At 61.3% G+C, this 24486-nt stretch carries 20 protein-coding genes and 1 pseudogene; 11 read left to right on the top strand and 10 right to left on the bottom strand.

Going from position 1 to position 24486, the window contains the following annotated elements; all coding sequences use genetic code 11:
- Window positions 1–98: 98 nt before the first annotated feature.
- Window positions 99–594, bottom strand: a pseudogene (locus ACK59L_RS01465) (GNAT family N-acetyltransferase).
- 128 nt (window positions 595–722) lie between these two features.
- Between ACK59L_RS01465 and ACK59L_RS01460 the strand changes: the two are divergent.
- The 3 genes from ACK59L_RS01460 to ACK59L_RS01450 all read left to right on the top strand — a co-directional run bounded on the left by ACK59L_RS01460 (window position 723) and on the right by ACK59L_RS01450 (window position 4337).
- The gene (locus tag ACK59L_RS01460; protein ID WP_409271417.1) at window positions 723–1202 is read left to right on the top strand and encodes a hypothetical protein; all 480 of its coding nucleotides are present in this window, start codon (window positions 723–725) and stop codon (window positions 1200–1202) included.
- Window positions 1203–1276: 74 nt separating this feature from the next.
- A complete protein-coding gene (locus tag ACK59L_RS01455; RefSeq protein WP_409271415.1) occupies window positions 1277–2842 on the top strand; it encodes a diguanylate cyclase in 1566 nt (521 codons plus the stop codon).
- A 157-nt stretch (window positions 2843–2999) separates the two neighbouring features.
- A complete protein-coding gene (locus tag ACK59L_RS01450; protein WP_409271413.1) occupies window positions 3000–4337 on the top strand; it encodes an MFS transporter in 1338 nt (445 codons plus the stop codon).
- A gap of 68 nt (window positions 4338–4405) precedes the next feature.
- On the opposite strand, the gene ACK59L_RS01445 is transcribed toward ACK59L_RS01450, so the two are convergent.
- The 4 genes from ACK59L_RS01445 to ACK59L_RS01430 form a co-directional block, all read right to left on the bottom strand.
- On the bottom strand, window positions 4406–4957 hold the full coding sequence (locus tag ACK59L_RS01445) for a DUF4174 domain-containing protein (RefSeq protein WP_409271411.1): 552 nt from the start codon (window positions 4955–4957) through the stop codon (window positions 4406–4408).
- A gap of 209 nt (window positions 4958–5166) precedes the next feature.
- Window positions 5167–9645, bottom strand: coding sequence for an NEL-type E3 ubiquitin ligase domain-containing protein (locus ACK59L_RS01440; protein WP_409271409.1), 4479 nt, complete (start codon window positions 9643–9645; stop codon window positions 5167–5169).
- Window positions 9646–9728: 83 nt separating this feature from the next.
- Window positions 9729–12089, bottom strand: a complete 2361-nt coding sequence (locus tag ACK59L_RS01435) for a DNA polymerase II (protein WP_409271407.1) — start codon at window positions 12087–12089, stop codon at window positions 9729–9731.
- A 157-nt stretch (window positions 12090–12246) separates the two neighbouring features.
- Complete coding sequence (locus ACK59L_RS01430; protein ID WP_196134929.1) at window positions 12247–13167, bottom strand: LysR substrate-binding domain-containing protein; 921 nt, start codon at window positions 13165–13167, stop codon at window positions 12247–12249.
- Window positions 13168–13326: 159 nt separating this feature from the next.
- On the opposite strand from ACK59L_RS01430, the gene ACK59L_RS01425 reads away from it, so the two are divergent.
- From ACK59L_RS01425 to ACK59L_RS01390, 8 genes are all read left to right on the top strand, one after another.
- Window positions 13327–14115 (top strand): YqcI/YcgG family protein, encoded by a 789-nt coding sequence (locus ACK59L_RS01425; protein ID WP_409271404.1) that lies wholly within the window; start codon window positions 13327–13329, stop codon window positions 14113–14115.
- A gap of 1 nt (window position 14116) precedes the next feature.
- Window positions 14117–14746 carry a LysE family translocator gene (locus tag ACK59L_RS01420; protein WP_409271402.1) on the top strand — a complete coding sequence of 210 codons (630 nt, stop codon included), beginning with the start codon at window positions 14117–14119 and terminating at the stop codon, window positions 14744–14746.
- A 36-nt stretch (window positions 14747–14782) separates the two neighbouring features.
- Window positions 14783–15850 carry a hypothetical protein gene (locus ACK59L_RS01415; protein WP_409271400.1) on the top strand — a complete coding sequence of 356 codons (1068 nt, stop codon included), beginning with the start codon at window positions 14783–14785 and terminating at the stop codon, window positions 15848–15850.
- 170 nt (window positions 15851–16020) lie between these two features.
- The gene (locus tag ACK59L_RS01410; protein WP_409271538.1) at window positions 16021–16695 is read left to right on the top strand and encodes a sel1 repeat family protein; all 675 of its coding nucleotides are present in this window, start codon (window positions 16021–16023) and stop codon (window positions 16693–16695) included.
- A gap of 121 nt (window positions 16696–16816) precedes the next feature.
- On the top strand, window positions 16817–17506 hold the full coding sequence (locus ACK59L_RS01405) for an AzlC family ABC transporter permease (RefSeq protein WP_196134924.1): 690 nt from the start codon (window positions 16817–16819) through the stop codon (window positions 17504–17506).
- A complete protein-coding gene (locus ACK59L_RS01400; RefSeq protein ID WP_409271398.1) occupies window positions 17506–17820 on the top strand; it encodes an AzlD domain-containing protein in 315 nt (104 codons plus the stop codon). The genes ACK59L_RS01405 and ACK59L_RS01400 overlap by 1 nt, the downstream gene beginning before the upstream one ends.
- Window positions 17817–18650 carry an AraC family transcriptional regulator gene (locus ACK59L_RS01395; RefSeq protein ID WP_196134922.1) on the top strand — a complete coding sequence of 278 codons (834 nt, stop codon included), beginning with the start codon at window positions 17817–17819 and terminating at the stop codon, window positions 18648–18650. Before ACK59L_RS01400 ends, ACK59L_RS01395 begins: the two co-directional genes overlap by 4 nt.
- Before the next feature lie 70 nt (window positions 18651–18720).
- Window positions 18721–18948 (top strand): hypothetical protein, encoded by a 228-nt coding sequence (locus ACK59L_RS01390; protein ID WP_027914647.1) that lies wholly within the window; start codon window positions 18721–18723, stop codon window positions 18946–18948.
- Between the two features lie 34 nt (window positions 18949–18982).
- Here ACK59L_RS01390 and ACK59L_RS01385 read toward each other — a convergent pair whose 3' ends face one another.
- The 5 genes from ACK59L_RS01385 to ACK59L_RS01365 form a co-directional block, all read right to left on the bottom strand.
- Window positions 18983–19468, bottom strand: coding sequence for a copper chaperone PCu(A)C (locus tag ACK59L_RS01385; protein ID WP_196134921.1), 486 nt, complete (start codon window positions 19466–19468; stop codon window positions 18983–18985).
- Entirely contained in the window at window positions 19469–20077 is a 609-nt protein-coding gene (locus tag ACK59L_RS01380) for an SCO family protein (RefSeq protein WP_182139472.1), read from the bottom strand. It abuts the gene before it with no gap.
- 250 nt (window positions 20078–20327) lie between these two features.
- Entirely contained in the window at window positions 20328–20912 is a 585-nt protein-coding gene (gene nfuA / locus ACK59L_RS01375; protein WP_023536208.1) for a Fe-S biogenesis protein NfuA, read from the bottom strand.
- Between the two features lie 58 nt (window positions 20913–20970).
- Entirely contained in the window at window positions 20971–22005 is a 1035-nt protein-coding gene (locus ACK59L_RS01370) for an acyltransferase family protein (protein ID WP_409271394.1), read from the bottom strand.
- A 108-nt stretch (window positions 22006–22113) separates the two neighbouring features.
- Complete coding sequence (locus ACK59L_RS01365) at window positions 22114–24414, bottom strand: fatty acid cis/trans isomerase (protein ID WP_409271392.1); 2301 nt, start codon at window positions 24412–24414, stop codon at window positions 22114–22116.
- Window positions 24415–24486 lie beyond the last annotated feature (72 nt).

The following is a 24486-nucleotide window of genomic DNA, read 5'->3' as shown; positions in this document are numbered from 1 at the left end:
AAAAGTCCGTGCACGAGGAAGCAAATCATCACCTGCCTTGTAAGAAAATGAACGCGTGGTCCATCACGCCCACGTCAATGTAGGACATGTCCGAGCGCTTAACGCAGCCGCAGGTCCATGTGGGTTGTCTGCCAGACCGGGTCGTCCTCGACCTGCAGCAGGGTGAAGCCCTGTCGCTCCCAGAAGCTGACGGCCCCCGGCAGAAACGGATGGGTGTGCAAGTAAAAACGGTCGATTTCTTCGCTTGCCGCTTGCGCTTGCAAGGCCCCGAACAAGCGCGCCGCAACGCCGTGCCGGCGATAGGCAGGCAACACGAACAGACGCACGACCTCGACCACACGCTGGTCACCGTAGTCGAACTGCGCAAAGCGATGGTCATAGGGCAGGTAGCCGATTACGCCCACCAGGTCTGCGCCTGCCCGTGCTTCGATGAGCGCCGGCGCCTTGCAGATAGACATCATCAAAATGTTCAAGGTCCGCAGGTTTAGGCGCGCTGGCAAGCATCGGGAACAAGTCCCGCCGCGCGGCCTCGACAAAGGCCACGACCTCCTCACGGGTTTCTGGGGTCACGGGGCGCAGGATCAGTTCAGGCATGGGGCAACCGTTGCAGTGAAAGGGCCTGGTTCTACCGCAGCCAGCCCGGCAAGGCAAATGCAACGCTCGTCCAGGACGCGTGCGCACCCGTATAATTGCCCTACTCCACAGCCCATTCAGGCCAAGCCATGCCTCGCCCTTCGAAGTTGCTGCTCATGTTTGCGCTCATCGCCGCGGTCACGGCGTGCGACCAGAAACCCTCGCGTGAAGAACAGATCGTAGCCCAGCTGCCTTTGCAGGAGGCTTATGACCATAACATTCAGCGCATGGCCGTGCTCCTTGCGGGCAAGCACCCGGACGTGAGCCAAGCCAGCATCGAACAGGTGCTGCGCCGGCACCTAACGGTTGACGACCAGCGCCAGGACCTGTTCCGCCTCTACAGCGAACAGAACTTCACCGATAGCGAATTCGCCAGTATCGTCGGCGCCTTGCAGGACCCCGCCAAGGCCCACGCTTTGGAAAAAACCCCTGAAGGCAAACGGTTGAGCGAAAAACTCACGGCACTGATGCAGCAAACCGCCGCAGATGCCAAGGTACAGGCGGTGGCTGAACAGCGTATGCAGGACGTGGAGGCAGAACTCCAGGCTCTGGAAAAACCCGCTCCCTGAGCGTCAATCGCTCTATGCGACGGCTATCGAGGATTGCTTGCCATTCTCCGTATCTGATGATTTCGAGGTCAGGATTGCCAAACACCAAGCATGGATTGCGACTGGACCTGCGCAGGCTCATTCTGGTGCTCTGTGCACTCACTGCGCTGGTGATGCTGTGCGCCAGCTATTTTGCCAGCTACCGTGTCCAGCGCCAGTTGCTGATCGATCACGCGCTGGAAGCGAACCGGGTGTACGCCACCAAGCTGGCCAGCATCACCGAAACCTTCATCGGGAACGCCTTGCAGCAATTACAGTTCAGCGCAGGTGTGCAAGGCCGGCAACTGAGTGACGCCGTGGCCTTGCAGGCTGAAACAGACCGCGTGCTGGCGCAGAGCATGGCGTTCAATTCCACCTTCGTGATCGATGCCGACGGCACGTTGCTGTCGGTCTCCCCTGCGCCGCTGCGGCACCTGGTGGGCGGGCGCATGCACTCCCCGGGGGTCGACGAAGCGCTGCACCTGCGGCGTGCGCTGGTCTCGACCCCGTACGTCTCTGCCGCCAACAACCTGGTGGTCACCCTTTCGCAGCCGATCATCGACGAGCAAGGCCGTTACCTGGGCTACGTAGGGGGCACGCTCTACCTGCGCGAACGCAACATCCTCAACAGTTTGCTGGGCGAGCATTTCTACAAGGACGGCTCATACCTCTATGTAGTCGACCACCAACGACGGCTGCTCTACCACCCTGATAACCAGCGTGTCGGTACCGTCGTGCAGGGCAATGCCTTGATCGACCAGTTGCCAACGCTGCCCAGCGGCACCCTGGCGCTCACCAACAGCCAGAACGTCGAGATGCTAGCAGGCTTCGCCACCGTGCCCAGTGCCCGCTGGGGCGTGGTCGCCCAGCAGCCACTGTCACGCACCGTAGCGCCGCTCAATAACCTGGTCCTCAACGTGATAGGTACGTCGGTGCCACTGGCGCTGGTCGGCAGCCTGTTGCTCTGGTGGCTGGCATTGGTCATCGCTCGGCCGCTCTGGCAGCTCGCCGCCAGTGCAAGGAGGATGGACAGCGCCAACACGGCCGAAGATTTGCACCGGGTGCGTGCGTGGTATTTCGAGGCAGCTGAGCTCAAGCGAGCGTTGTTGTTCGGCCTGAATTTGCTACACGAACGCATTGGCCGGCTGAACCGCGAAGCCCAGACCGACCCCCTGACAGGGCTGGTCAATCGCCGCGGGCTGGAATTCAGCCTGTCGTTGTTGGAGGCTGAAGGCCGGCGTTTTTCAGCCATCGTCATGGACGTGGATCATTTCAAACGGATCAACGACAGCCACGGGCACGACACAGGCGATGCCGTGCTGAGACAACTGGCCCACTCGATGCGCCGCTGTTGCCGGGAAGGCGACTTGCTTTGCCGTACTGGCGGCGAGGAGTTTCTGATGCTCTTGCCTGGCGCAGACCTGGCTGTGGCAACCAGTGTGGCTGAGCGCCTGCGCGCGATCATCGAGGACACCCCGATAGCTCCGGTGGGCGCCCTGACCGTATCGCTTGGGGTGGCGCAGTGGGAAGGTACAGACGAGGTGGCCGGCACGTTGGCCGCGGCTGACAGAGCGCTGTATCTGGCCAAGCAGGGTGGGCGCAATCGCGTTGTCGTGGCCTAGCCCCCCATCGCCGCGGTCGTTTCTGGCATCCGAAGGTCGTCCTCGACAAAGCAACCCATAAGCGGGGCCGCTCTACTGACAACCACAACAACTGATGGCGCGGCTCGACCGCACCACGCTCGTCATGGCTGCCAATGGAAAATCGGAGAGCACCCGCATGTCCGCACCTCACGAGGTATCCCCTGCCACCCTGCGCAGGGTGATCGCCGCTTCGGCCATCGGCAACTTTGTCGAATGGTTCGATTTCGCCGTCTACGGCTTTCTTGCAACCCTCATCGCCAGCCAATTCTTCGCCAGTGGTGACCCGAGCGTCGCCTTGCTCAAGACCTTCGCCGTGTTCGCCGTGGCATTCGCCCTGCGCCCACTGGGTGGCATCGTGTTCGGCGCGCTGGGAGACCGTCTGGGACGCAAGCGCATCCTGTCGCTGACAATCTTGCTGATGGCAGGCTCCACCACCCTTATCGGCCTGCTTCCAACGTATGCCAGCATCGGGTTGGCAGCCCCCGTGCTGTTGACGCTCGCACGCTGCCTGCAGGGTTTCTCGGCCGGAGGTGAATATGCGGGGGCATGTGCTTACCTGATGGAGCATGCACCAAACGACAAGCGCGCGTTCTATGGCAGCTTCGTGCCGGTCTCGACGTTCTCGGCCTTTGCCTGCGCTGCCGTGATTGCCTACAGTCTGGAAGCGAGCCTGAGCACAGAGGCCATGGCCGCCTGGGGTTGGCGTGTACCGTTTCTGATTGCCGCACCCTTGGGCCTGGTGGGTTTGTACCTGCGCTGGCGCATGGAAGAAACGCCAGCCTTCCGTGAAGCACTGGCGCAAGGCAAGGAACATGAGCATTCGCCCCTCAAGCAAACCCTGCGCCACCATGGACGCGCGATACGCAACCTGGGCGCGTTCATTTCCCTCACCGCACTGTCGTTCTATATGTTCACCACCTACTTTGCCACCTACCTGCAATTGGTGGGCAACCTGACTCGCGCCCAGTCATTGCTGGTGACCACTGTTGCACTGCTGTTCGCCGCCGCTGGTTGCCCGGTTGCCGGCGCTGTGTCGGATCGCATCGGGCGGCGCAAAACCATTGGCTTTACCTGCTTGTGGGTGATGCTGTGCGTGTTCCCGGCCTACTGGCTGGCCAGCTCGGGGTCGATGCTCGGCGCCCTGCTAGGTGTGGTGCTGCTGGCGGTGGGAGCGTTGTCGAGCGGCGTGGTAACAGCGGCCCTGCTATCGGAAAGCTTCCCTACACGTACCCGCTATACCGCATCGGCCATCACCTACAACGTGGCCTACACCCTGTTCGGCGGTACCGCCCCACTGGTCGCGACCTGGCTGATCGGGCAGACAGGCAGCAGTCTGGCGCCAGCTTTCTACCTGGTCGTCATTGCCTTGATAGCGTTAGTGGGCGGGCTGGCATTGCCGGAAACTTCGCGGATATCGCTGCACGATGACCCTACCCTCGTTGCGACTGGGAGCGCAGGTCAACCCACCGCCTGACCCGTGAGGGCTGCACCGGCAGCCCTGCATGGCGCCCGACCCTCGCAGGCGCTTGCTCGATAAAACGCTCAATCTTCCAGGGGCTTGGGCGGTGCACTGGGCTTGGAGGGCTTGGCCGGTTTTGCATCCTTGGTCTTTTCCTGCGCCGCGGCCGCGACCGGCTCGGATGCCTTGATCGCTTTTTCACTCGCAGGTAGGTCGTCCACCGCTTTGATGATGGCCTGGGGGTCGAGGACCTCCCCTGTGTCATCGTCCTTGAGCATGTGCCGCTCACCGTCCTTGCCAACGAGGATGACCTTGGTGCCTTTGCTGGCACCGAGCTTGAGCTCGCGGATCAGTGCCATGGTGGTCTGCTGCTCGAGGTTCTTGTCGCCCTGTTTGCCCATCATCTGGGCGACGCTGTACAGCACCACGTTACGTTCCTTGAAGGCGGCCTGCGTAGCCGGATCCTCCATGGCCTTGGTCACGGCCCTGAGGGTGGGGTCGGCACTGCTGGGTGCGATGATGACCAATGGCCTTGCCTTGCCCAACTCCTGGGCCAGTGGCCCATTACTGTCAGCCGCAAAAGTCGGGCTCACGGCGGCGAGCAGGGCGGCGAGGGTCAGTGACCGGACGAGCATGCGCATCTCCTTTTTCTCTCGATAAAACAAAGACTACAGACCTTGGAGAAAGGTCCGACGCAGGAGCCTAAACCAACCCACCTGACAGGGCGCAACTCAAAAGTAACTGGAGGTGTCCAGCCTGCCAGGTGGCGCCTTGGATGGCCGGCGCATGCCTATGAGCATAGCTCAACACGCTTACCCTGCGCTGGTGCGACGGCCTTCTTCATCTAGGGTGAGATGGGCTCGGCCGCGCTGTCCAGCGCCTGACGCGTGATGGCCAGCAGAAGAGCCCGTTCGCCTGCCTGGCGTTGCTGTGATATTTCTTCTGTCTGCTGCAACATCTGCTGTTCGCTCAGATCTGTAGCCTCTTGCACAGCCTCCAGCCGTGCATGAAAAGGGGCGTTCATCTCCTCAAAACGCTGCGCATGCACGTTGCTTACGTGCCTGCACCAGAACTCCCGGTCCAACAGAGAGTTGGCCAATTGCTCGCTGGTTTCTGCCTGCAGCACGCGCCTGGCTGCCCGTTCCATATGCGCTTCGGTAACCCCGGCTACCGCCCTGAATGACATGCCGCTGGTGAAAATGGGCAGGTCAAGGCGCTGGCGTAGCGCCAAGCGGTAAGCCAGCACCACCTCGATCTCGTCAGGATCGGCACCATCGGCCTGGCGCCAGCGCACATCATCCATGGCCACACGCTCGACCTCATCCAAACGCCATAGCTGCCGCCCCAGGTGCAACAGAGCCTGCTCTTGCTCACCTTGTTGCGCTTGGGCTTCGGCCTGCCAGAGCCGCAGACGCACTTCCAGATCGCTGAAACGCAATGCCACGCTGTCCTGACAGGTCAGTTGCTCGGCGTCGCTGAACATCGCCACCCTTAGGTCGCTCGAATCACGCATGGCTCTTAACAGGGTCAGTACTCGGCCGGCGAGATAGCGCGCGCCGGTGCGGTGTTGAAAGTCGGCTGTTTCCATGAGGCGTTCGAGCAGACCGAAGAACTCGCCGGCGTCGTCCATGGCCTGCAGGTGCTCCCAGCAGTCGCCCAGTTCGGTGCGCTGGGCCAGGCCGATCGCATCCATCCAGCGCAACCGCACCAGTGCCATCGCTCGGTCACGTGCGCGGGTAGCGGCTGTGAGCAACGCTTGCGCCAGCCGTTCGCGCTCAGCAGCCGACAGCGGATTGCCGCCCAGGTGGACTTCACCCTCCACCCACAGGCGCGATTCATAGAAGTCATCAGGCAACGCCGTGAGCAGATTGTCGCGCAAGTCGACCACCCGCAGGGATGTACTCTCGAGCAGTTGGTAAGGCAAGCTGCGCAGGCCGGCGCCCGCTATACGCAACTCGTGCAGGTGTGTCAGCCCGCCCACCGAAAACGGCCTGCCCAACGGGTTGCGTGAGAGGTCCAGGTAACGCAAGTTGCTGCAGCTGGCCAGAATGGTGGCCTGCCCCGCATCAAGCACGATCTGGTTGTGCGCCATGTTCAGCGTCCACAGATGTTCCAGCTGCAAGAGCGCCTGAGGAATTCGCAAGAGGTGGTTATCGGGAAGCTCGAGCGACCGAACACTGGTGAATGCACCCAGGAAGCTTTCAGGCAGATGGCGGATGCTGGCGTCGCGCAGTGCCAGTGAATACACATGGTCGAACCCTACCTGGGACGGCAGCTCCGGTAGGCTTTCGGTATGAATGCCAATCATGTCCCACCGATAGGCTTGGATAAGGCTGTCGCCGTGCATGCCCTCATCCAGGACGTGCTGCCAGCAATTGCGCAAGGCTCGTCCAAGCGATCGGCGGCGTTGTCGTTCGGCATGGCTGGATCCTTGCCTGGCCCATGTGCGCAACTGCGCGCTGAGCAGCTGGTACTGATCCTCCAGGCGTCGCAACCGCGCTTCGATCCCCCCTGCGGCCGATCGCGCATCATCCAGCCACGCGTCAAGCTGAGTATCGGTATAAGTGGGGTACAGAAACCTCAGCCTTCGCAGGTAGGGGTTCGGCCTGCGCCCTCCACGTCCACTGAGCAGGTACCCCACGCGACCGTCGGCCAAGCGGGTGGGCAATTGCCAGCGGCGGCGAGTCGTGATGCCCAAGAGATCCGGCAACGCTGCCCGGTGAACCTGGGCAAGCGCAGCGACCTCCTGGCGCAAGCATTGGGCGAAAGGCGCATGCAGCCCCATGGACGTCAGCTGCGCCTGATCATAGGCACTCACGATGGCGTCGAACAGGTCGCCAGGAGGACAGATTTCCTGCGCCAAGGCGTTGTGCAGGCTGAAGCCTCGGGTTTCATGGACCAGCTGTAGCTCGGCATCTCCTTCTCCAACACTGGCCAGTTGCATGCCGTTGGACTGCGCACTTAACAGGCGCCAACGTACATTACCGATGCCGCCAGCTCGATAAGCGAGCAACCCCAGGACCAGCTTGGCCAAATCCGTATCCTGCGACGTCCGCAAAAACAGGCTCTCGAGGGCGCGTTGCACCCGAATGTACGAGCTGCGCTCACGGGCAGCTTCGGCCAGTTGCAAGGGTACACGGCCAGTCTGACGCAGACGTTGCAGGTCGACGCTGCTCGCATTGGCCAGCAGCGTCTGTGCCGCAGCGGAGTACAAGCGTGGAAATACGCACTGTAAGGCTTGAATTTCCTGGCTCGAAGGAGGCGTTTGCTGATCCAACAGGTGCTGCATGACTTCGTACCGTTGTCCATCGAGCTGCGCCGCTAGATCCACATTGGACAGCCCTTCGCCACCGGTCAGCTGGACAACCTGCGCCAGCAGGCTCTGATCCTCGGTTACAACGCCAGTGCGCAACTGCACCAGCAGGTTGTCGACACGCTGAGCAAGATGCGCACGGCTGCTGGTGTCGATCAGCGCTGGCAAGGGGTCGGCGCCGCGAATATGCAAACCGCGTAGCTGGTCGTCGTCGAGCGCGTGAATGGCCATGACCTGCTCGATGCGCGTGTCATCGAGTTCGGCCATCGGCCCGCCCAGGCGCCTGAACAGGTAATGGCTGTTCGACCAATCCAGGGGGGATTCACTCCACAGCCGCCACGCACCTGCACCGTTGTGCTGTAAAAGAGGACCCACACCGTCGCGCGGCACCAGTTGCCACTGATCGTCGGTCGCGCGTTGCTGCACCGGGTAAGTGTGGCCATCCATGCGGATCCATGCATCAGTGCCTTGGCGGCTGATTCCCTCGTGATCCGTCAACGCTTGAGCAGGTGGAGAGGCGCTTCGAAATGGCGACAAGTCCTCAGACCACAGCTGCGCGCCGTCATCCTGCACATCGGACTGGACCAGGCCATCAACCCAGGTCGAGCGTTTCCACGCCTTGGCCAAGCCATAACCTGCCCCTGCGGTAGCGCCAATCAGCGTGACTTCAGCGGCCACATGGGTCATATGATTCATGGCCTGCTCCGTCTCGCCTTCATGCCAGGCGTCCACCCCATGGAACACCTCCTTCAGCAACTCCCAGGCAGTCACGGCAAGCAGTACCAAGCCCAACCCAGGTAGCCAGAAGCTGGCCAATCCCAGCAGCGTCCAGCCTTCGGCTGCCAGGCGTTGCTCATGCGCTTGCTCCATCGCCCGATCCAGGGCGTTGACCGGAGGCGCCAGCGTCGCGGCATCGTCCATTACGTGTGCGACGCGAGCGCTGGCGAGGGTTTCGAACACAGGCTCCGACAAGGCGCTAGCTATCGGGTACAGGTCAGCCGTGGCCCAGACCGGCATGTCCTCATAGAACGCCGTTGCGATCTGGCTGAAGAAGCGTTGGCTATCACGACGTCGGATGAAACGCGCAAAAAACTGCTGATAGGCAGGCTGGCGCAAGCGTTTGTTCAGCACGGTGCGTTCAAAGCGCTCCAGATTATCGGCAGCGCTCCAGGCTCCAAACGGGTCACCCGGGACATACACCAGCACGCGCTTGCTCGAGGTGTAGAAAGGTGCCAACGATTCGTCCCGCACATCCAGCACCAGAATCTGCTGCAATGGACAGTCCAGGATCTGCAGACGCTTGGGAATCACCCGATCGCCGTGCAGGTGTCCAAGCCTGCCGCTTTGCCACAAGTCGACCAGCAGTTTGAGTTCGCCGGGGGCAAATACACCCTGGGCGTCAGCCTTGAATGCATCAAGCAACATTTCGTGCCGGTTCAGCTCGCCCAGTAGCGCTTGCATGGAGGCCGACGTCAGATGGGCGGCCAAGTGCTGTTGATAGAGCGCCCCTAGATCCAATTCCCGGACCAATTGGGCAAACCGAGCGGCACTAAGTCCCGGCACCGCGTTACCTGCCGCGTCATATACGCCGGCCATGGGCGGCAAGATCTGTGGCTGCATCTCTTGAGCGGTAAAATTTCGCAATACGGCTTCGAGCAGCGGTATCAGGTAGTACTCGCGCTTGGTCAAGGGCACCCGTACAGGGAAGTACGTGGCCAGCGGCACCTCGTAAGCATTGCGAAACCACAACTGGTCCACGCCCTGGGTGATACCGAAGCGAGCGCTCAAGGCCTTCTCCAGCAGGGGCTTGGCGAATGCGTCGATGCCTTTGATCGATCCCCACCGCGCCGCCAGACGGTGCCGGCAGGTCAGGCTGCTGTTGAGGGCTTGGCCTGCCTGGGTGACGAATGCCTTGTCGAGCTTTTTGAGCCAGCCCGGCAAGCGAGCAGCGATCAGCCCGTCCTGGCCGGCCTGCTCTGCCAGTTGAAGATCAGTGAGTGCGGTATCCATCAGTTACTCCCGTGAAATGATTGTGCACGGGAGGTTAGCGAGACCTACGAACGAACCCGTGGCGACGGGGTACTACCTCAGGATCAAAACAGCAGCATCTGGTCATCGATCAACGCAGAAAAGCTGTCACCGACAAAGGGAAGAATCGCATCGGCGACCGGCTGCAGCTGGCGCGACAGATAATGGTCATAGTCGATGGGGGCACGACGGTTCTCCAGCGGCTGGGGCCCGGCGGTGGTCATGAGGTAGCTGATCCAGCCCCCCCGCTGGTACTGGAGTGAGCGACCCAGTTGCCGGTTGTAGTCATCGGCAAGCCGGGCGGCCCGTACGTGCGGTGGCACGTTGCGCTGATACTCAGCGAGCGGGCGGCGCAGGCGTTTGCGGTACACAAGCGAAGCGTCGTGCTTCCCGCCAAGCATCTGACTGACGTACTCGCGTACGTATTCGCGATAAGGCTCACCGCGAAAAATTCGCCGGTAGAGCTGCTGCTGGAAGGTTCTGGCCAGCGGCGACCAATCGGTGCGTACCGATTCCAGCCCTTTGTAGACCATGTCTTCGGTGCCATCGGCCCGCTGGACGAGGCCGGCATAGCGCTTTTTGCTGCCCTCCTCGGTGCCGCGTATGGTGGGCATGAGAAAACGTCGGTAATGGGTTTCGAACTGCAGCTCAAGCGCGCTCTCCAGGCCAAGCGTCTGGCGCAGGTGCTCGCGCCACCACCGATTTACCTCGCTCACCAGTGCATTGCCAATCTGCGCAGCCGCCGCTTCATCGTGGCCGGTCTTGAGCCAGACGAACGTCGAGTCCGTATCGCCGTAGATCACGTCATACCCGCGGGCTTCGACCAGCGCGCGGGTCTGGCGCATGATCTGGTGCCCGCGCAACGTGATCGAGGAGGCCAGACGCGCGTCGAAAAATCGGCAGCCGCTTGAGCCTAATACACCGTAGAAGGCATTCATGATGATCTTCAGCGCCTGGGACAATGGCGCATTGCAATCCTGCCTGGCTTGTTCCCTGGCGCACCACACACGTTCGACGATCGCCGGTAGACAGTGACGTGTGCGGGAGAAACGCGCCCCTCTGAAGCCCTCGACCGAACGCGCGTCATCTGGCTGTTGCAGCCCTTCGGCGAGGCCGACAGGGTCAATCAGAAATGTGCGGATGATCGAGGGGTACAAGCTCTTGTAGTCCAGCACCAGCACCGAATCGTATAGCCCAGGTCGTGAATCCATGACGAACCCGCCGGGGCTGGCTTCCTCGGGGCGGCTGCCCAGGTTGGGCGCGACGTAGCCCTGACGGTGCATGTGCGGCATGTACAAGTGGCAGAAGGCGGCCACCGATCCACCGCTGCGGTCTGCCGCCAGGCCCGTGACCGAAGCACGCTCAAGCAGAAATTCCAGCAACCGGGTGTGGGCAAAGATGCGTGTGACCAGTTCACAGTCTTTGAGGTTGTAACGGGCCAGCGCAGGCTTGTCCTCGGCGAACATGCGATTGATTTCATCCATGCGCTGGTAAGGAGTGCTGATGGCCTTGCCGTCACCCAAGAGGGTTTGCGCGACATTCTCAAGGCTGAACGATGGAAAACTCCACGTTGCCGAGCGCAGCGCTTCTACGCCGTCGATCACCAATCTGCCGGGCACATCGATGAAGACATGGCCACCGCTACCAGAGGCGCGCAGGGTCATGGGCGCCCCGCCCCTGCCCAGGTCCATGGCCACTTGCAGCTTCTTGCCGTGTTCATGCAGCAGGCGCAGATCGAATTGCACCACGTTCCAGCCGATGATCGCGTCCGGGTCGTGGCGCGCTATCCAGTGGTTCAGGCAGTGCAGCAACGCACTGCGATCGGCGCAGTAGTGCAGGTCGAAGTCAACCTCACGGGCGTCGCCGTTGGCTGGGCCAAGCATGTACACCTGGCGCTGCCCGCAGCCTTCCAGGGCAATGCTGTACAACTCTCCCCGCTCGGTGGTTTCGATGTCCAGCGACACCAGGCGCAGCGAGGGACGGTAGCTGCCGTGCGGCTTGAGCTGGGCATCGCAGAGCACGCCCTGCTCGTCCAGGCGTCCAGCGAACTGCACAGGGGCTGTAATGAAGCGCTCCATCAGGTAGCGCTCCGGTGGCCTGACATCGGCCTCGTAGACGTCGATACCTGCGGTACGCAGCCGCTGTTCCAGCTGCAACAGCTGCCGGTAGTGCGGGCAGTACAGCCCTACCACTGGGCGTTGATCGAACGTCTTCAACCCAAGCGGGCGCAGCTCTGCATCCGGCTCGTCGGCCAGCAGCAGCTGCGCGTGCGCTTGTTGCGCCTGAGGGACGAACGCCACGTTGATCTGGGGCGCCAGTCTCACTTGTCGAGGGCCCTGATCGGTGGCCAGCCACAGCTCCACGCACGTGCCTGCCTGCGTGTCGTACCAATGCCGGGTCAGGACGAAGCCCTGCTGCAAATCCACTGCCGCGCCCTCTGCATTCGTTGATAATGACAAGTGTAACGGGTTGCCCCCGGCGCACCGGGCCTGGCCTGTGAGACGACAAGATGCTCCGGCATCCAAATCCACAGCGCCCACCGTCGGTGACGTGGCTGCGCTTGCCGTGTGCGGTACAGCGGGCTCAGCTGTACAGGTAGTTGATGTCCTTGAGCACCAAGGGAGGCACCTGACCGAGGAGAAAATCTCGCAATTTTTGCATCTGACGGGCCTTGGGGCTGTTTTTCAGCCAGGTCATGTAGTAGCCATCCCCAGTTGCCACGGCCTGCTTGAACGGCGTGACCAGGCGTCCGGCTGCCAGGTCGGCACTGGCCAACACCAGATCGACCACGGAGATGCCCAGGCCCTGCTGAGCGGCAGAGATACCTTGATCGAGCGTGTCGAACACCTGGCCCTGGTCGATGCTGACATCGAGGGCATCCATGCGCGCCAACCAGCGCCGCCAGTCGCGCCGATCAGGCGAGGGATGCAGCAATTCACAACGGTTCAGGTCCGACAGCGCAGGTTGCGCCTGTCCCATGTAGTCGGGGTGGCAGACCGGAATGAGCCACTCGTCGAACAGCCGGAAGCCCTCCACATCGGCCGCGAAACGGCCGTTGGCCAGCAAGATGGCGCAATCGTAGGGCTCAGAGTAGAAATCGACGCTGTCGATGTCCATCCACACGCTCGAGAGCTGCACAGTGCAGGTGTCTTCGTGTTTCTTGAAACCGTCCAGTGCCCTTAGCAACCAGCGCACGGTGAGCGTCGAAGGCGCCTTCAAACGCAGGCCGTAGCGATCCTGGCGCAGCAACGCGCAAGCGTTCTCGATGATCTTGAAACCAACCTTGAGCTCTTGAGAGAGCAGGCGTCCGTGCTCGGTCAGGCTCAACTTGGGCCCTCGCCGTTCGAACAAATCGCAGCCGAACATGCCCTCGAGCGTCTTGATATGGTGACTGACTGCGCCTTGGGTCAGTGCGAGCTCTTCCGCCGCCTTGGTGAACGAACCATAGCGGGACGCGACCTCGAACGCACGCAGTGCATGCAAGGCCTGAATCCTTTCCGACATTGACGCCTCCTGAGTATTAGCAAGACTAATAGTAGGTCATAGTTTCACGTGTTTTACAACCTGCTGATAGTTCTAGAAAATGCATTAAAAAAACAGGCATCACCTAGATCCTGCCTGAAACTGCGTAGATCGTTCATCAATTAAAAGTTTGGGGAAACCATGTTTACGGGATATGGACAATGCTATCGCCTGGATGCGTTTGAGCAGACCCTCGAACATGCGTGCATCGAACCTCACTGGACAACCGCTGCACTGCAACACTTTCGCCATACCGTTGCCAATCCGGATTTCCCCTGCCTGTTCGGGCGCAAGGCGGTCAATGCGCAAACTTGCTACGTTCTTTTCGCCAGCGATGAACAACTGGCTGATGACATCGCTCAAGGGCTGGCCAGCTATGTCGGGTTGATGGATCCGATTGCGCCCAAGCTTCGTATCGGCCACCCGTTGGTGGTGTTTCTAGAAACAGTGACCGACATGCCGCTCGCGCAACAGCAGGCACTTGCCTGGAAGGTGCTGCAAGGCGTTCACGCACGGGATCCGAATCCCTGGCCCCAGACAGTGCCGGCCGACCCCGCAGACAGCGGCTGGTCGTTCTGCTTTGCCGGCATGGCGCTGTTCATCAACATGAACTTCCCGGGCCACCAGCAGATGAAAAGCCGCAACCTGGGCAAACACATCACATTCGTCATCAACCCGCGCGAGAACTTCGACGAAGTGGCCAATGTCGCCACCACGAGCGGCCAGCGCATCCGCGAGCGCATTCGCCAGCGGGTCGATCACTACAACGACGGGGTAATACCTGACAGCCTCGGCTTCTTCGGTGAAGCGGATAACTTTGAGTGGACGCAATATCAATTACAGGAAACCGGTTCGTTGAACCCGGCACGCTGCCCTTTCCATGCCCGGACCGCAGTGCCTGCCACCCCCGACAACATGATCGAGAACTGACGTGAATACCGCCCTGACTGCCACCTACGCCCTTACCGTCCTGCTGCTGATCGCCACTCCAGGTCCGGTCGTGGCATTGATCGTCAATACCGCAGCCGCTTCTGGCTCACGCAAGGCCATTTTCACGGCCTTGGGCACCAACTGGGCCTCGCTGGTACTGATCGGCGCAGCGGCGTGGATCATCCTCACCAGCGCGGCCATCGACAGGGCGTGGCTTAGTGCCATGAGCCTGTTGGGTTGCCTGTTCATCGGCTATATCGCCGTCGGCACGCTCAGGGAGGCGCTCGCAAGCCCGCAGCCAGACCAACGGCCCGAAAGCGCCAAACCCGCGAGCCGCGGGGGGCTGTGGCAAGGCTTCATGGTGGGGATCTCCAACCCCAAGGACATCATTTTCTTCATCGCCTTCTTCCCGCAGTTCATCCAGATCACCGAGTCGTTCGGCAAAAGCATGGTCGTGCTTTCACTGCTCTGGATCGTGATCGACTTCGCCGTGCTGAGTCTTTACATCTTTGCCATCGGCAAGATCGCGTCAGCGCGCAGCCAACGATTCATCAGCCTTGCGTCTGGCGTGGCATTGCTGTTGATCGCCATCGGCGGGCTTTTGTACAACCTCAAGGAGCTTACCGCCTAGCCCCTTGCCTGACGCGCTGTCTTGCCAGGAGACCCGATGTCCACTCCCAGTCGCCAAGGGCTTGCGCCTTTGCAGCTTGAGTACCAACAGCTGCTTGCCCAGGCCACCCAGTGCGCCACCCAACGCGTTCGGGTACACGAAACCGGGTTCAGCTCGGCCGTCGTCAATACCGACGCCTTGGGCCTTCGCTACAGCCATTTCAACGGCCGGCGGTTTTCGGTGGCTGAACGCGACGACACCGCGCGGATCAATCTGCTGGTCGGAGGCTCGGTGGCGATGGGCATTGGGGCCAGTTCCGATGAATACACCGTGGCCTCGCAGCTGTCGGCGCTGACCGGAGAACTCTGGCTGAGCCTGGCCGGCTGCGGGCTGGATGCGAGCCAGGAACTATTGATGTTCCTCACTCATGAGCACCGCCTGGCACCGCTGGGACATGTGGTCATACTCAGCGGACTCAACAGCCTGGCACACGAAGCGCTTTGGGACATCAGCGCCTGCTCACATGAGCCTCAGCAGATCAATGACTGGCAAACGTCGCTGGCCGGTTCAGAGCAAGCCCAGGCAGCATCACAGCCTGGCCTGAGCCTCTGGCAGCGGCTGAGCCAGGTGCTGGCGCCTCCGGCCGCCGCGCCTCGGCCTCGTCGGCCCTTCGAGGCACTTTCCCCAGCAGAAAAACGCACGGCCCAGGCAGCCGACCATATTGCTCGCTCAGTGCAGCAATGGGATCGACTGCTAGGCAGCGCTCACACTACCCTCACCTTCATCCTTCAACCCCTGGTGCACTGGTGTCGCGAGACCCTGCCAGCGGGTGAGCAGTTCATGCTCAGCGCACTTCAGCAAACGCCAGGGAACATCGACCGTTTGCTCGAAGGCGTTTTCGATCGCAAGGTGCATGCGGCTTTCTTTCGCCGCATTCGCGAACAAGCCGCACCGGTGCCCTGCTTCGACATGAACTGCATGCTCGACAGCTCGCCAGCCTTCGGTTCGGACCTGTTCATCGACCGCTTGCACCTCAACGACCTGGGGCAGACCGCGCTGGCCAACGTGATCACGGCCAAGCTCGGCCTTGCCCGGGAAAAACCACTGCCCGCGAGCACGTTATAGTGCTCTACTGATTGACAATCGTCGGGTGGTCTTTCGGACGGCCCTGTTGCATGGCTAGAATAGCCCGTCGTTCCGATTGCCTGAGGCGTACGCTTGACTGTCATGAATAGAGAAGCCGTTCATCCTTGCCTGGCAACTGGCGAGGCGAGCCTGTGAGTCGCTTGCCGCAGATGGCGCTGATGCTGGCCGCCCTGCTGCCTACGGCGGGGCACGCACTGGAAGTGTCCATCGACCCCCATGCCGATCTGCTTTATCGCCAGGCACTGCCCCTTCTGGAACAGGCCGATACTCAAGAGGACGAAAGCGTCTTGCGCACAGCCCTGGATAGCGACCCAGAGCTGCGGCGCCAGGGGCAGGCCATGGCCCACACGTTGCCGACTGCGGTGGCACTGCTCAAGAAATCGGTCGCACTCGGCCACCCAGTCGCGCAGTACCGTCTGGCGCTTTACTACATGACTTACTTGCCTGCCGCGCAGATACCCGACGCCGCCTGCCCTCTGCTCCAGGCAAGCCTCGACCAGGGGTTTGCGCCGTCGGCACCGGCCATTGCCACCTGGTGTCCACCTTACAACGCCAGCGCCCAGTACCGCGCCGCACTGGAGGCCGTACCGAGCATGGCAACCCTCTATGCGCCCTACTATCCCCAGCCTGCCACCCGCATGGCCTGCAGCCGCAGCCAGCCCCAGGGCCTTGAGATGCTATGGGGGCGGCAGCGCGATTATCAGGCCGAGGTCTACCGCCTGCTGGGTGATCTGGACCCGCAACATCGCCACTCATTGCTGCAAAAAGCGGTAGAGACCAATGGCTGTCTAACGGCGCAGCAGCATTTGACCAGCCGCCCTTGACCCCAGGCCGCCGGGGGCTCAGCGCGGCGCACCAAATGGGTGACAACAGAGCAAGAACGTTCAAGCCATCGCCTGTGGTGGCTTGTCATGCTGGCCTGCCTTGTCCACATGCCCATTTACTATGCCGTCCATCGCACGTCACGCCTTTTTGCAGGGCGCCATCGCCATCATGCCGCTGTCGCTTGCCGTCGCGCCCTGGGGCCTGCTGGCCGGCTCCATGGCCATCGAAGCCAACCTCAGCGCCTGGGAAAGCCAGGGGCTCTCGGCGATCGTCTTTGCCGGCGCTGCGCAGCTGGTGGCCATCGGCATGCTCAAAAGCGGTGCCAGCCTGGCCTCCATACTGCTGACAACCTTGTTACTCACCTCACAGCACCTGCTTTACGGGCTGTCGATGCGCCCAGCGCTCTCCCCCTTGCCACTGCACTGGCGCCTGGGGCTTGGATTTCTGCTGACCGACGAGTTCTTTGCCCTGACCAGTCGGCACGACCACCAGCATTTCAATCGCTGGTATGCCTTAGGTCTGGGCTTCACATTCTACGTTGCATGGAATCTGTTCACGTGGGTCGGAATCGTGCTGGGGCAAAGCATTCCACACCTTGATCAGCTAGGCCTGGACTTCTCCATCGTCGCCACTTTCGTCGCCCTGATCACGCCCCTGGTACGTAATCTGCCTACGCTCGCGTGCGTCGCCGTTTCACTGGCCGCTTCAGTACTGTTCAGCCATTGGCACTGGGAAACGGCCTTGGTCAGCGCCGGCCTGCTTGGGATGAGCACCGGCTTCGCATGCCAGAAACTTCGGAGGACCGTCTGATGACCTGGCTGCTCATCATCGGCATGGGCATAGTGGTGTTCCTCAATCGCTATGCTTTTCTCGAACCGCGCCTACCGTTGCGCCTGAGCGCCCATGCGCGTCAATTCCTGGGCTTTGCGGTGCCAGGTATGCTCACGGCCATCTGCGGCCCTATCATCTTCTTGCCAGGGCATACGCTTGACCTGCAACCGCTCAACCCGTACCTGCTGGGGGCGGTGGTGGCTGCCGCACTGGTGTGGTTGACCCGTAGCGTGATGCTGAGCATGCTGTTGAGCATGTTGATTTTCTTCGTCCTGCGAAGCGTCCTTTCATGAACACCACTACCCGTGAGCAAACGCATCTATGGCAGGCACCGGCGCTGGGCGATGTGGAAATGCTGCACGCCCGGTATGTGCAACAACGGTTTGCACCACACGTGCATGAAGGCTATGTGTTCACCGTGATCGAATCCGGTGCCCAACGTTTCTGGCACCGGGGCAGCGAGCATCTTGCACCGGTTGGCAGCATGGTCCTGATCAATCCGGACGAACTGCATACCGGTGCCAAGGCCCACGAGGCCGGGTGGCGTTATCGCGGGTTCTACCCTGAACATGAGCGCGTTACCGGTGTGCTGGATGAATTGGAACTGGGCCATGGGGGGATGCCGCGCTTTCGCGATAGCGTGATCCATGATGCTGGCCTTGCCAGCGCCTTCAGCCAACTGCACCAGCTGTCCGAAAGCAGCGCCAGCGCACTGCAACAGCAAACCGTATGGCGCCAGGCGGTGTTGGCGCTGGTTCAACGCCACGGACGCCTGGCCGATCTGTCTGCCCCTGGTCATGAGCCTCGCGCTGTCGCACGCGCACGAGAGTTGCTCGAAGCCCACTTGGCTGACCCGCCGTCGCTGGAGTTACTGGCGGCTGCCGTCAACCTGTCGCCGTTTCACTTCGCACGGGTGTTTCGCCAGGCAACAGGCATGCCCCCTCACGCCTGGCTCAAGCAGCGACGCCTTGTAAGGGCCAGGGAGCTGCTCAAGGAGGGGCAGCCGCCTGCGACAGTGGCGTTCAGCCTGGGCTTTGCCGACCAGAGCCATCTGAACAGACAGTTCAAGCAAGCCTATGGCATCACCCCGGGGGCCTACCGGCTGGCCTGCTTCGCCGCGTGAGCGCGTCAATGCGGCGCAGGCGTTTGGCCATGGCGCTGCTACACTCAAAAGGCTGAAAGGAGGAGCCGTCATGTCCGAACGAGAGATCACCACCCTTCTGTCACTGATGAACCAGCGGCAAGCGTGCCTTAGCACTGCTTGCAAGGAGATTGCCGACTGGATCGATCGCCAGGGCGACCTGCCGGCGGCCGGCAAGATACGGGCAAGCCTGAAGGCCTTGGAAGCTGACGAAGCACGTGTGCGGCGTGCGCTGACGTCATTGACGCTGGACAGGCCACTGCCGAAGTTTCGCAGTTGAACCAGCTGGGGCCGCAAGGCAGCCCCGCCAGGTGTTACGGGTGGCTCATGTGCATATGTTCATGCTCACCTTGCGCCTGGGCGGTGAGCGCGCGTACCTGAGCTTGCACGGCCACAGTCTCGGCGGTGCCATCGGCGGTTTCTACCGTCAGCGTCAGCGGAACCTGCTGGCCTTCCTTCACCTGATCGTTCAAGCCCATCAGCATCACGTGCAGGCCATTGGGGTCCAGGGTGACAGGCTTACCGGCCGGCAGCGCGACAGCCTTGACCTCACGCATGCCCATGACGTCCCCGTTCATGGTCATTTCATGCACTTGTACAGTCTTGGCCACAGGCGAGGCGACACTGACCAGCTTGCTGTCGCTACTGGCGGTAATGGTCATGAAGGCACCGGTCGACTGCTGGTGAGGCACGCTGGCGCGCACCCACGCCTCGCTGACCGTGGTCTGGGCCATTACCGGCCCAGTGAGGCCCAGCAGGATCAACGCAGCCAGGCCGCGCTTAACGGATTGCAATGACATTCAGCAGATCTCCATCAGGGTAACCAGGTCTTCGGCACATTCCTTGGCTGTGAGGGAATGCCCGAGGCTCAGCCGCAGGGTGCCACGGGTGTCGTAAACGTAGCTGGTGGACGAATGTGAAATGGTATAGGTGTCACCGGCCGGGACCTTTTCGTAAAACACCTTGAACTCCCTGGCCACGGCGTCAATTTCTTCAGGCGTACCGGTGAGCGCGACGAAGGTCGGGTCGAACGCCTTGACGTAGGCATCGAGCACCTGCGGGGTGTCGCGTTCTGGATCGAGGGTAATGAATACCACCTGGAACAGATCACGGTCTCGACCGCGCAGCAGTTTGCGGATCTGGGCGGCTCGTGCCAGGGTGGTCGGGCAGATGGCCGGGCACTGGGTGAAGCCGAAGAAGACCATCGGCATGCTGCCGTAGAAGCTTGACAGAGTACGAACATTACCTTGGGGATCGCGCAGCGAGAACTTGCGCCCAAGGATTTCGTTGCTCATGTTCTTGCCATACTTGAACTCGAGCCCGCGCGCCGGACTGCAACCTGCCAGCAGGCCAAGCCCAAGAACGCCCATGCCGGCGACGACTGCACGCCGGGTCAGAAGATCATTCATGAAACCATCCTTTACAGGGAAGGTGCCGACCCTCGGGGCGGGCCGGGCAGAAAACCGGCGCATTCTGGCATGCCCCCTAAGTACCTTCTACCCACTGGCGGCGATTAACCCCTGCAGGCCGCTGATTACGGGCAGCGGCCGATTGTCGCAGGGCTTGCAAACGTAACAGTTTGTTGCTAGTGCAGTGCGTTACGTTGCCTTACAGGGCCAGCGCCAAGCTCGATTCCAGCTCGGTGCAACCCATGACGCCCTAGTAGTAGGCGTTTTCTTTCTGGCTATGGTCCGTCACATCACGCACACCCTTGAGCTCAGGAATGCGCTCGAGGAGTGTCCGCTCGATGCCTTCCTTGAGGGTGACGTCCGCCTGACCGCAGCCTTGGCAGCCGCCGCCAAATTGCAGGACAGCGATGCCCTCGTCGACGACATCCACCAGGCTCACCTGACCGCCATGGCTGGCCAGGCCGGGGTTGATTTCGGTCTGCAGATAGTAGTTGATGCGTTCGTTGATCGGGCTGTCTTCATTGACCATCGGCACCTTGGCGTTAGGCGCCTTGATGGTCAACTGGCCACCCATGCGGTCGGTTGCATAGTCCACCAGCGCATCTTCCAGGAACGGCACGCTGACAGCGTCGAGGTAGGCAGTGAAGCTTTTGAGGCCCACAGCAGTGTCATCAGGCTTCTCTTCACCCGGCTTGCAATAGGCGATGCACGTCTCGGCGTACTGAGTACCCGGCTGGGTGATGAAGATACGAATGCCGATACCCGGCGTGTTCTGCTTGGACAGCAGATCAGCCAGGTAGTCATGGGCGGCGTCGGTAATGGTTATAGCGCTCATGTAGGTTCCTCACAGACTTGTGCGCCAGTGTACGCCAACGCAGCCCTCTAACAAAGTCCTAGTATTTGACTCGGGAAAGCACATACGGCTGCGCCTGCACGCTTGGTGCTTGCATCCAGGCCTGCATGTGACGGTACAGGCCGCGCTCGATCCACTGGTAACTGAGCCACGACAGCAGTGCGATGCAAGGCACGCAGACGGCGAATGTCAGGTACGGGTCCAGCCCCAGTTGCTGGCTGGCAAACCAGCCCAAGTGCAGGACCAGCACATGGATCAGGTAAACCGAATACGAGCAGTCGCCCAGCGCCTTGAGTACGCGATTGCCAGTGAACAGCGGCTCCATAGCGATGAAGGCCAGGACGACCATTGCGCTGGGCAGGCCCCAATGCAGCAGCCGTTGAGAGGCGTCTAGCTGATAGATGGCCAGCGCAGCCACTGCCAGAAGCCCCAGCGGGACCCAGACACCCTGACGGATCAGGCCACGGCGATGCAGCACACCGATACCGATGCCGAGCAGGAATTCATAGACGATGTCATTGTTGTAGAAATGACTGACCACGCCCAGGCGCCCCAAGACCTCGCTCATCACTACCAACAGCCCGGCCACCACCAGCAAGTGCAGGCGCCGGCCAACGAGAAACGCCATCCCGAACAGCAGGTAGAACATCATCTCGAAGTTCAGGGTCCAGCCGACGTTCAGGGTGGGGTACATACCGTAGCCACCGGGGTTCTCTGCTGGTATGAAAAAGAGTGAACGCAATAGGTGCTGCCAGGTGAACACCTGATGCGGCATCCATTGACTGAAGGCCAGCAGCATCAAGGCCATCAAGGCCGAGTAGAACCAGTAGGCCGGCACGATACGCAGCACTCGGTTTAGCAGAAACTGATGCGGGACAACCTGCTTGTCGCAGGTCGAAAGGTAGATGACCAACCCGCTGATGACGAAGAAGATATCCACGCCGACCGCACCCCGATCAGTGAACAATTGGCCGACAGGCCCGGACGCGTGAAAGTCGAAAAAAACCTGCATGAAGTGGTGGCATACGACCACCCAGGCGGCGAAAGCACGAAGTGCCTGAAGCGAATACAGCATGAAGTATCCTGCGTTTGCCGGTGCATTCAGGCACCGGCTGCAGCGCAGCTGCCGGTGCCACTCATGGCTTGGGACCGCAGGAGGGCGCGAAAGGTCAGCGCGCCCCGATCAGAGGTTTTCGTAGCGGTTCATGTCCAGCACGCCGGCCTCCACCGGGTCGGTTTCCAGAATGAACGCACTCAGGTCATGGAAATAACGCCAGAATTGCGGGTGAGTTCGGCGTATACCCCATCGCTCGACGATGCGCTCGAAGCGAGCGGTATCATCCTTGGCCTGACTCATCAGGTCGACGAAAACCGGTACTTCGGCGGCTGGCACATTGAACATGAAGTTGGGGTAGCTGGTCATGACCCCGGGCTGCAAGGTCAGGGTATCGAGGCCAGGCTGGTAACGATAAGCCTCGCCCAACAGGAATGCCACGTTGCTGTGCGCCCGGTTGCGCATCAAGGTATAGACCTGCCGCTGCCCACCCTGCCCTTCGATGCGCAGCAGCGTCGCCTCGGGCAATTGATTGATCACTTTCAACCCTGCGGCGGGACGCGAGACCAGCCGGCTGAGGGACTGCTCTGCATTGCGGAACTCTTCAGTCATCTGCGGCCGCGAACAGTACGCCCCCTGGCAGCGATTGATCGGGTCGGGTGAAGCATTGATGCTGGCGGTCCGCGCGATCAGCTGCAACCCGAAGTCGCGTTTGGGATCGTGTGGACTCAGGGCAAGGCCGCTCGGGGTATCGGCGTCGATGTTTTCGTAGTCGAGCCACATCTTTATCTTGCCGCTGTCTTGATACCAGTCGCTCAGGATGCCCTGGCGGGACTCGGCCGGCATCAGGCGCAGGAAGTTGACCTCGGCGCCGTTGCGGATCAAGTCGAAGTACAGGCGCGTCTGCAGCTGGTGCGACAGGTTGCCGAAGACGTCGAAGTTGACCGCCAGCTGGTAGTAGGTGCGCTCCAGCAAGGGGTAGTCGAACAACCACATCGTCAGGGGCACATCCCCCACCAGGCCCTTGGTCACTGTAGCGCTGTCGAAGTGACGGAAGATGCTCAGCAACGCGTTGTCGTTGCCTGTCCACAAGGTCGACCAGCCCGGGGCTGGCATGTCGGCATAGGCTTCACGGCGCAGTTTCTCGTACTCGTTGCGCTTGTCGCGATAGGCGCGCCACAGCGCAAGCACACTGCCCACATCGTCGTTCTGACCCGGCATGGCGAGCAAGGGCGTGGCCTTGCCACGGTAACGGGCATCGGTGACGTAGCGGTCGAAGGCAGGCTCCTGGAACAGCGCCCAGAAGTTGTCGCGGATCACGTCCGTGGCAATCTGCCCACGGCACACCGGCCCGCGTATAAAGGTGCGTACGAAGTACTCGGCGTTGTCGAGCATGAACTGGTAGCGAGCCACCGCCGGGATCGCCTCGAAGGTTTCGAAAGGGTTGGCGCGGTGACGAGGGCCGTAGCCTGGCAGCGTGGTCACCTGCCAATCGCCGGCGTAGAAGAGCTGCTTGACCCGCTTGAGTTTTTGCGGACCCAGGGGGTAGGTGATGTGTGTCTTGTGCACGATCACGCCCTGGACGGGAATCAGGCGATAGAAGAACTCAGTTCCGGGCGGATCATTGGGCCTGCGCGTGGCGATGATATCGGCAGGCTGCCCGCTGGGCGTGCGCGAACGCACCCATTGGAAAAAGTGCCCCTGCTCACCCCCGGTAAAGTGGATATGGGCGAGGAACAGATGCTCGTACAGCCAACGCCCCACCAGGGCTTCTGAAGCCCCAGGACGATTGAGCAGCGCTTCCCATTCGGCGATCTGACGGGCTTCGCTGGCACTGGGCTTGATCGCCTGGTACTCGACTGGCGCACCCGCCGCCAGCCAGCCACGCAGTGTCGCGTATTCCTGGTCGGTCAGGCCGGTGACGGCCAGCGGCATGCCTTCCTTGGGATGCGCACCGGCGTAGGCGTCGAACTCATGGGGCAGCGGGCACATATTGTTGCGGTTCAGGCCTAGTGCAATCTCATCCGGCACCTTGGCATTTGGCGTGAGCGGCGTCTTGTGCCCCAGCTCGAGCATGCGCGCCATCAATGCGGCTTGACTGCCCTGGTTGTCGAGCACCGAATAGAAGCCCTTCTTGCGCCACTCGGCCTCGCTATGGGCGTCGTAGAACAACCGGGTGGGCGCTACGGCCTTGCTACGCTCGCCCTGATAGACGGGAACCTTGCTGGCGCCGCGCACGGCACCTTCGGCTGCTTCGAGCTTGAGCTGGCAGGCGGCGTCGTTGCAGGCGTGGCAGGCAACGCATTTCTCGGTGAAGATCGGCTGGACATCACGGGTATAGGAAATGGCGGGAGCGGGTTGGAGGCCTTGCCCAAGCACTGCGCCACTGAGTAAAAGGGCGGCAAGGCCGGCAAGCATACGATGCACCATGTGCGAGATGTCCTGATCAAGTGCAGCCAAGGCAATGAAAAATTGGCAGTGTTTGTATTAATAGCCGGTACG

The organism is Pseudomonas sp. KCJK9111 (assembly GCF_046231935.1).
GTDB classification, from domain to species: domain Bacteria; phylum Pseudomonadota; class Gammaproteobacteria; order Pseudomonadales; family Pseudomonadaceae; genus Aquipseudomonas; species Aquipseudomonas parafulva_B.
Note: the sequence above shows the minus strand (reverse complement) of the source record. Positions and strands in the feature narration are given on the sequence as shown.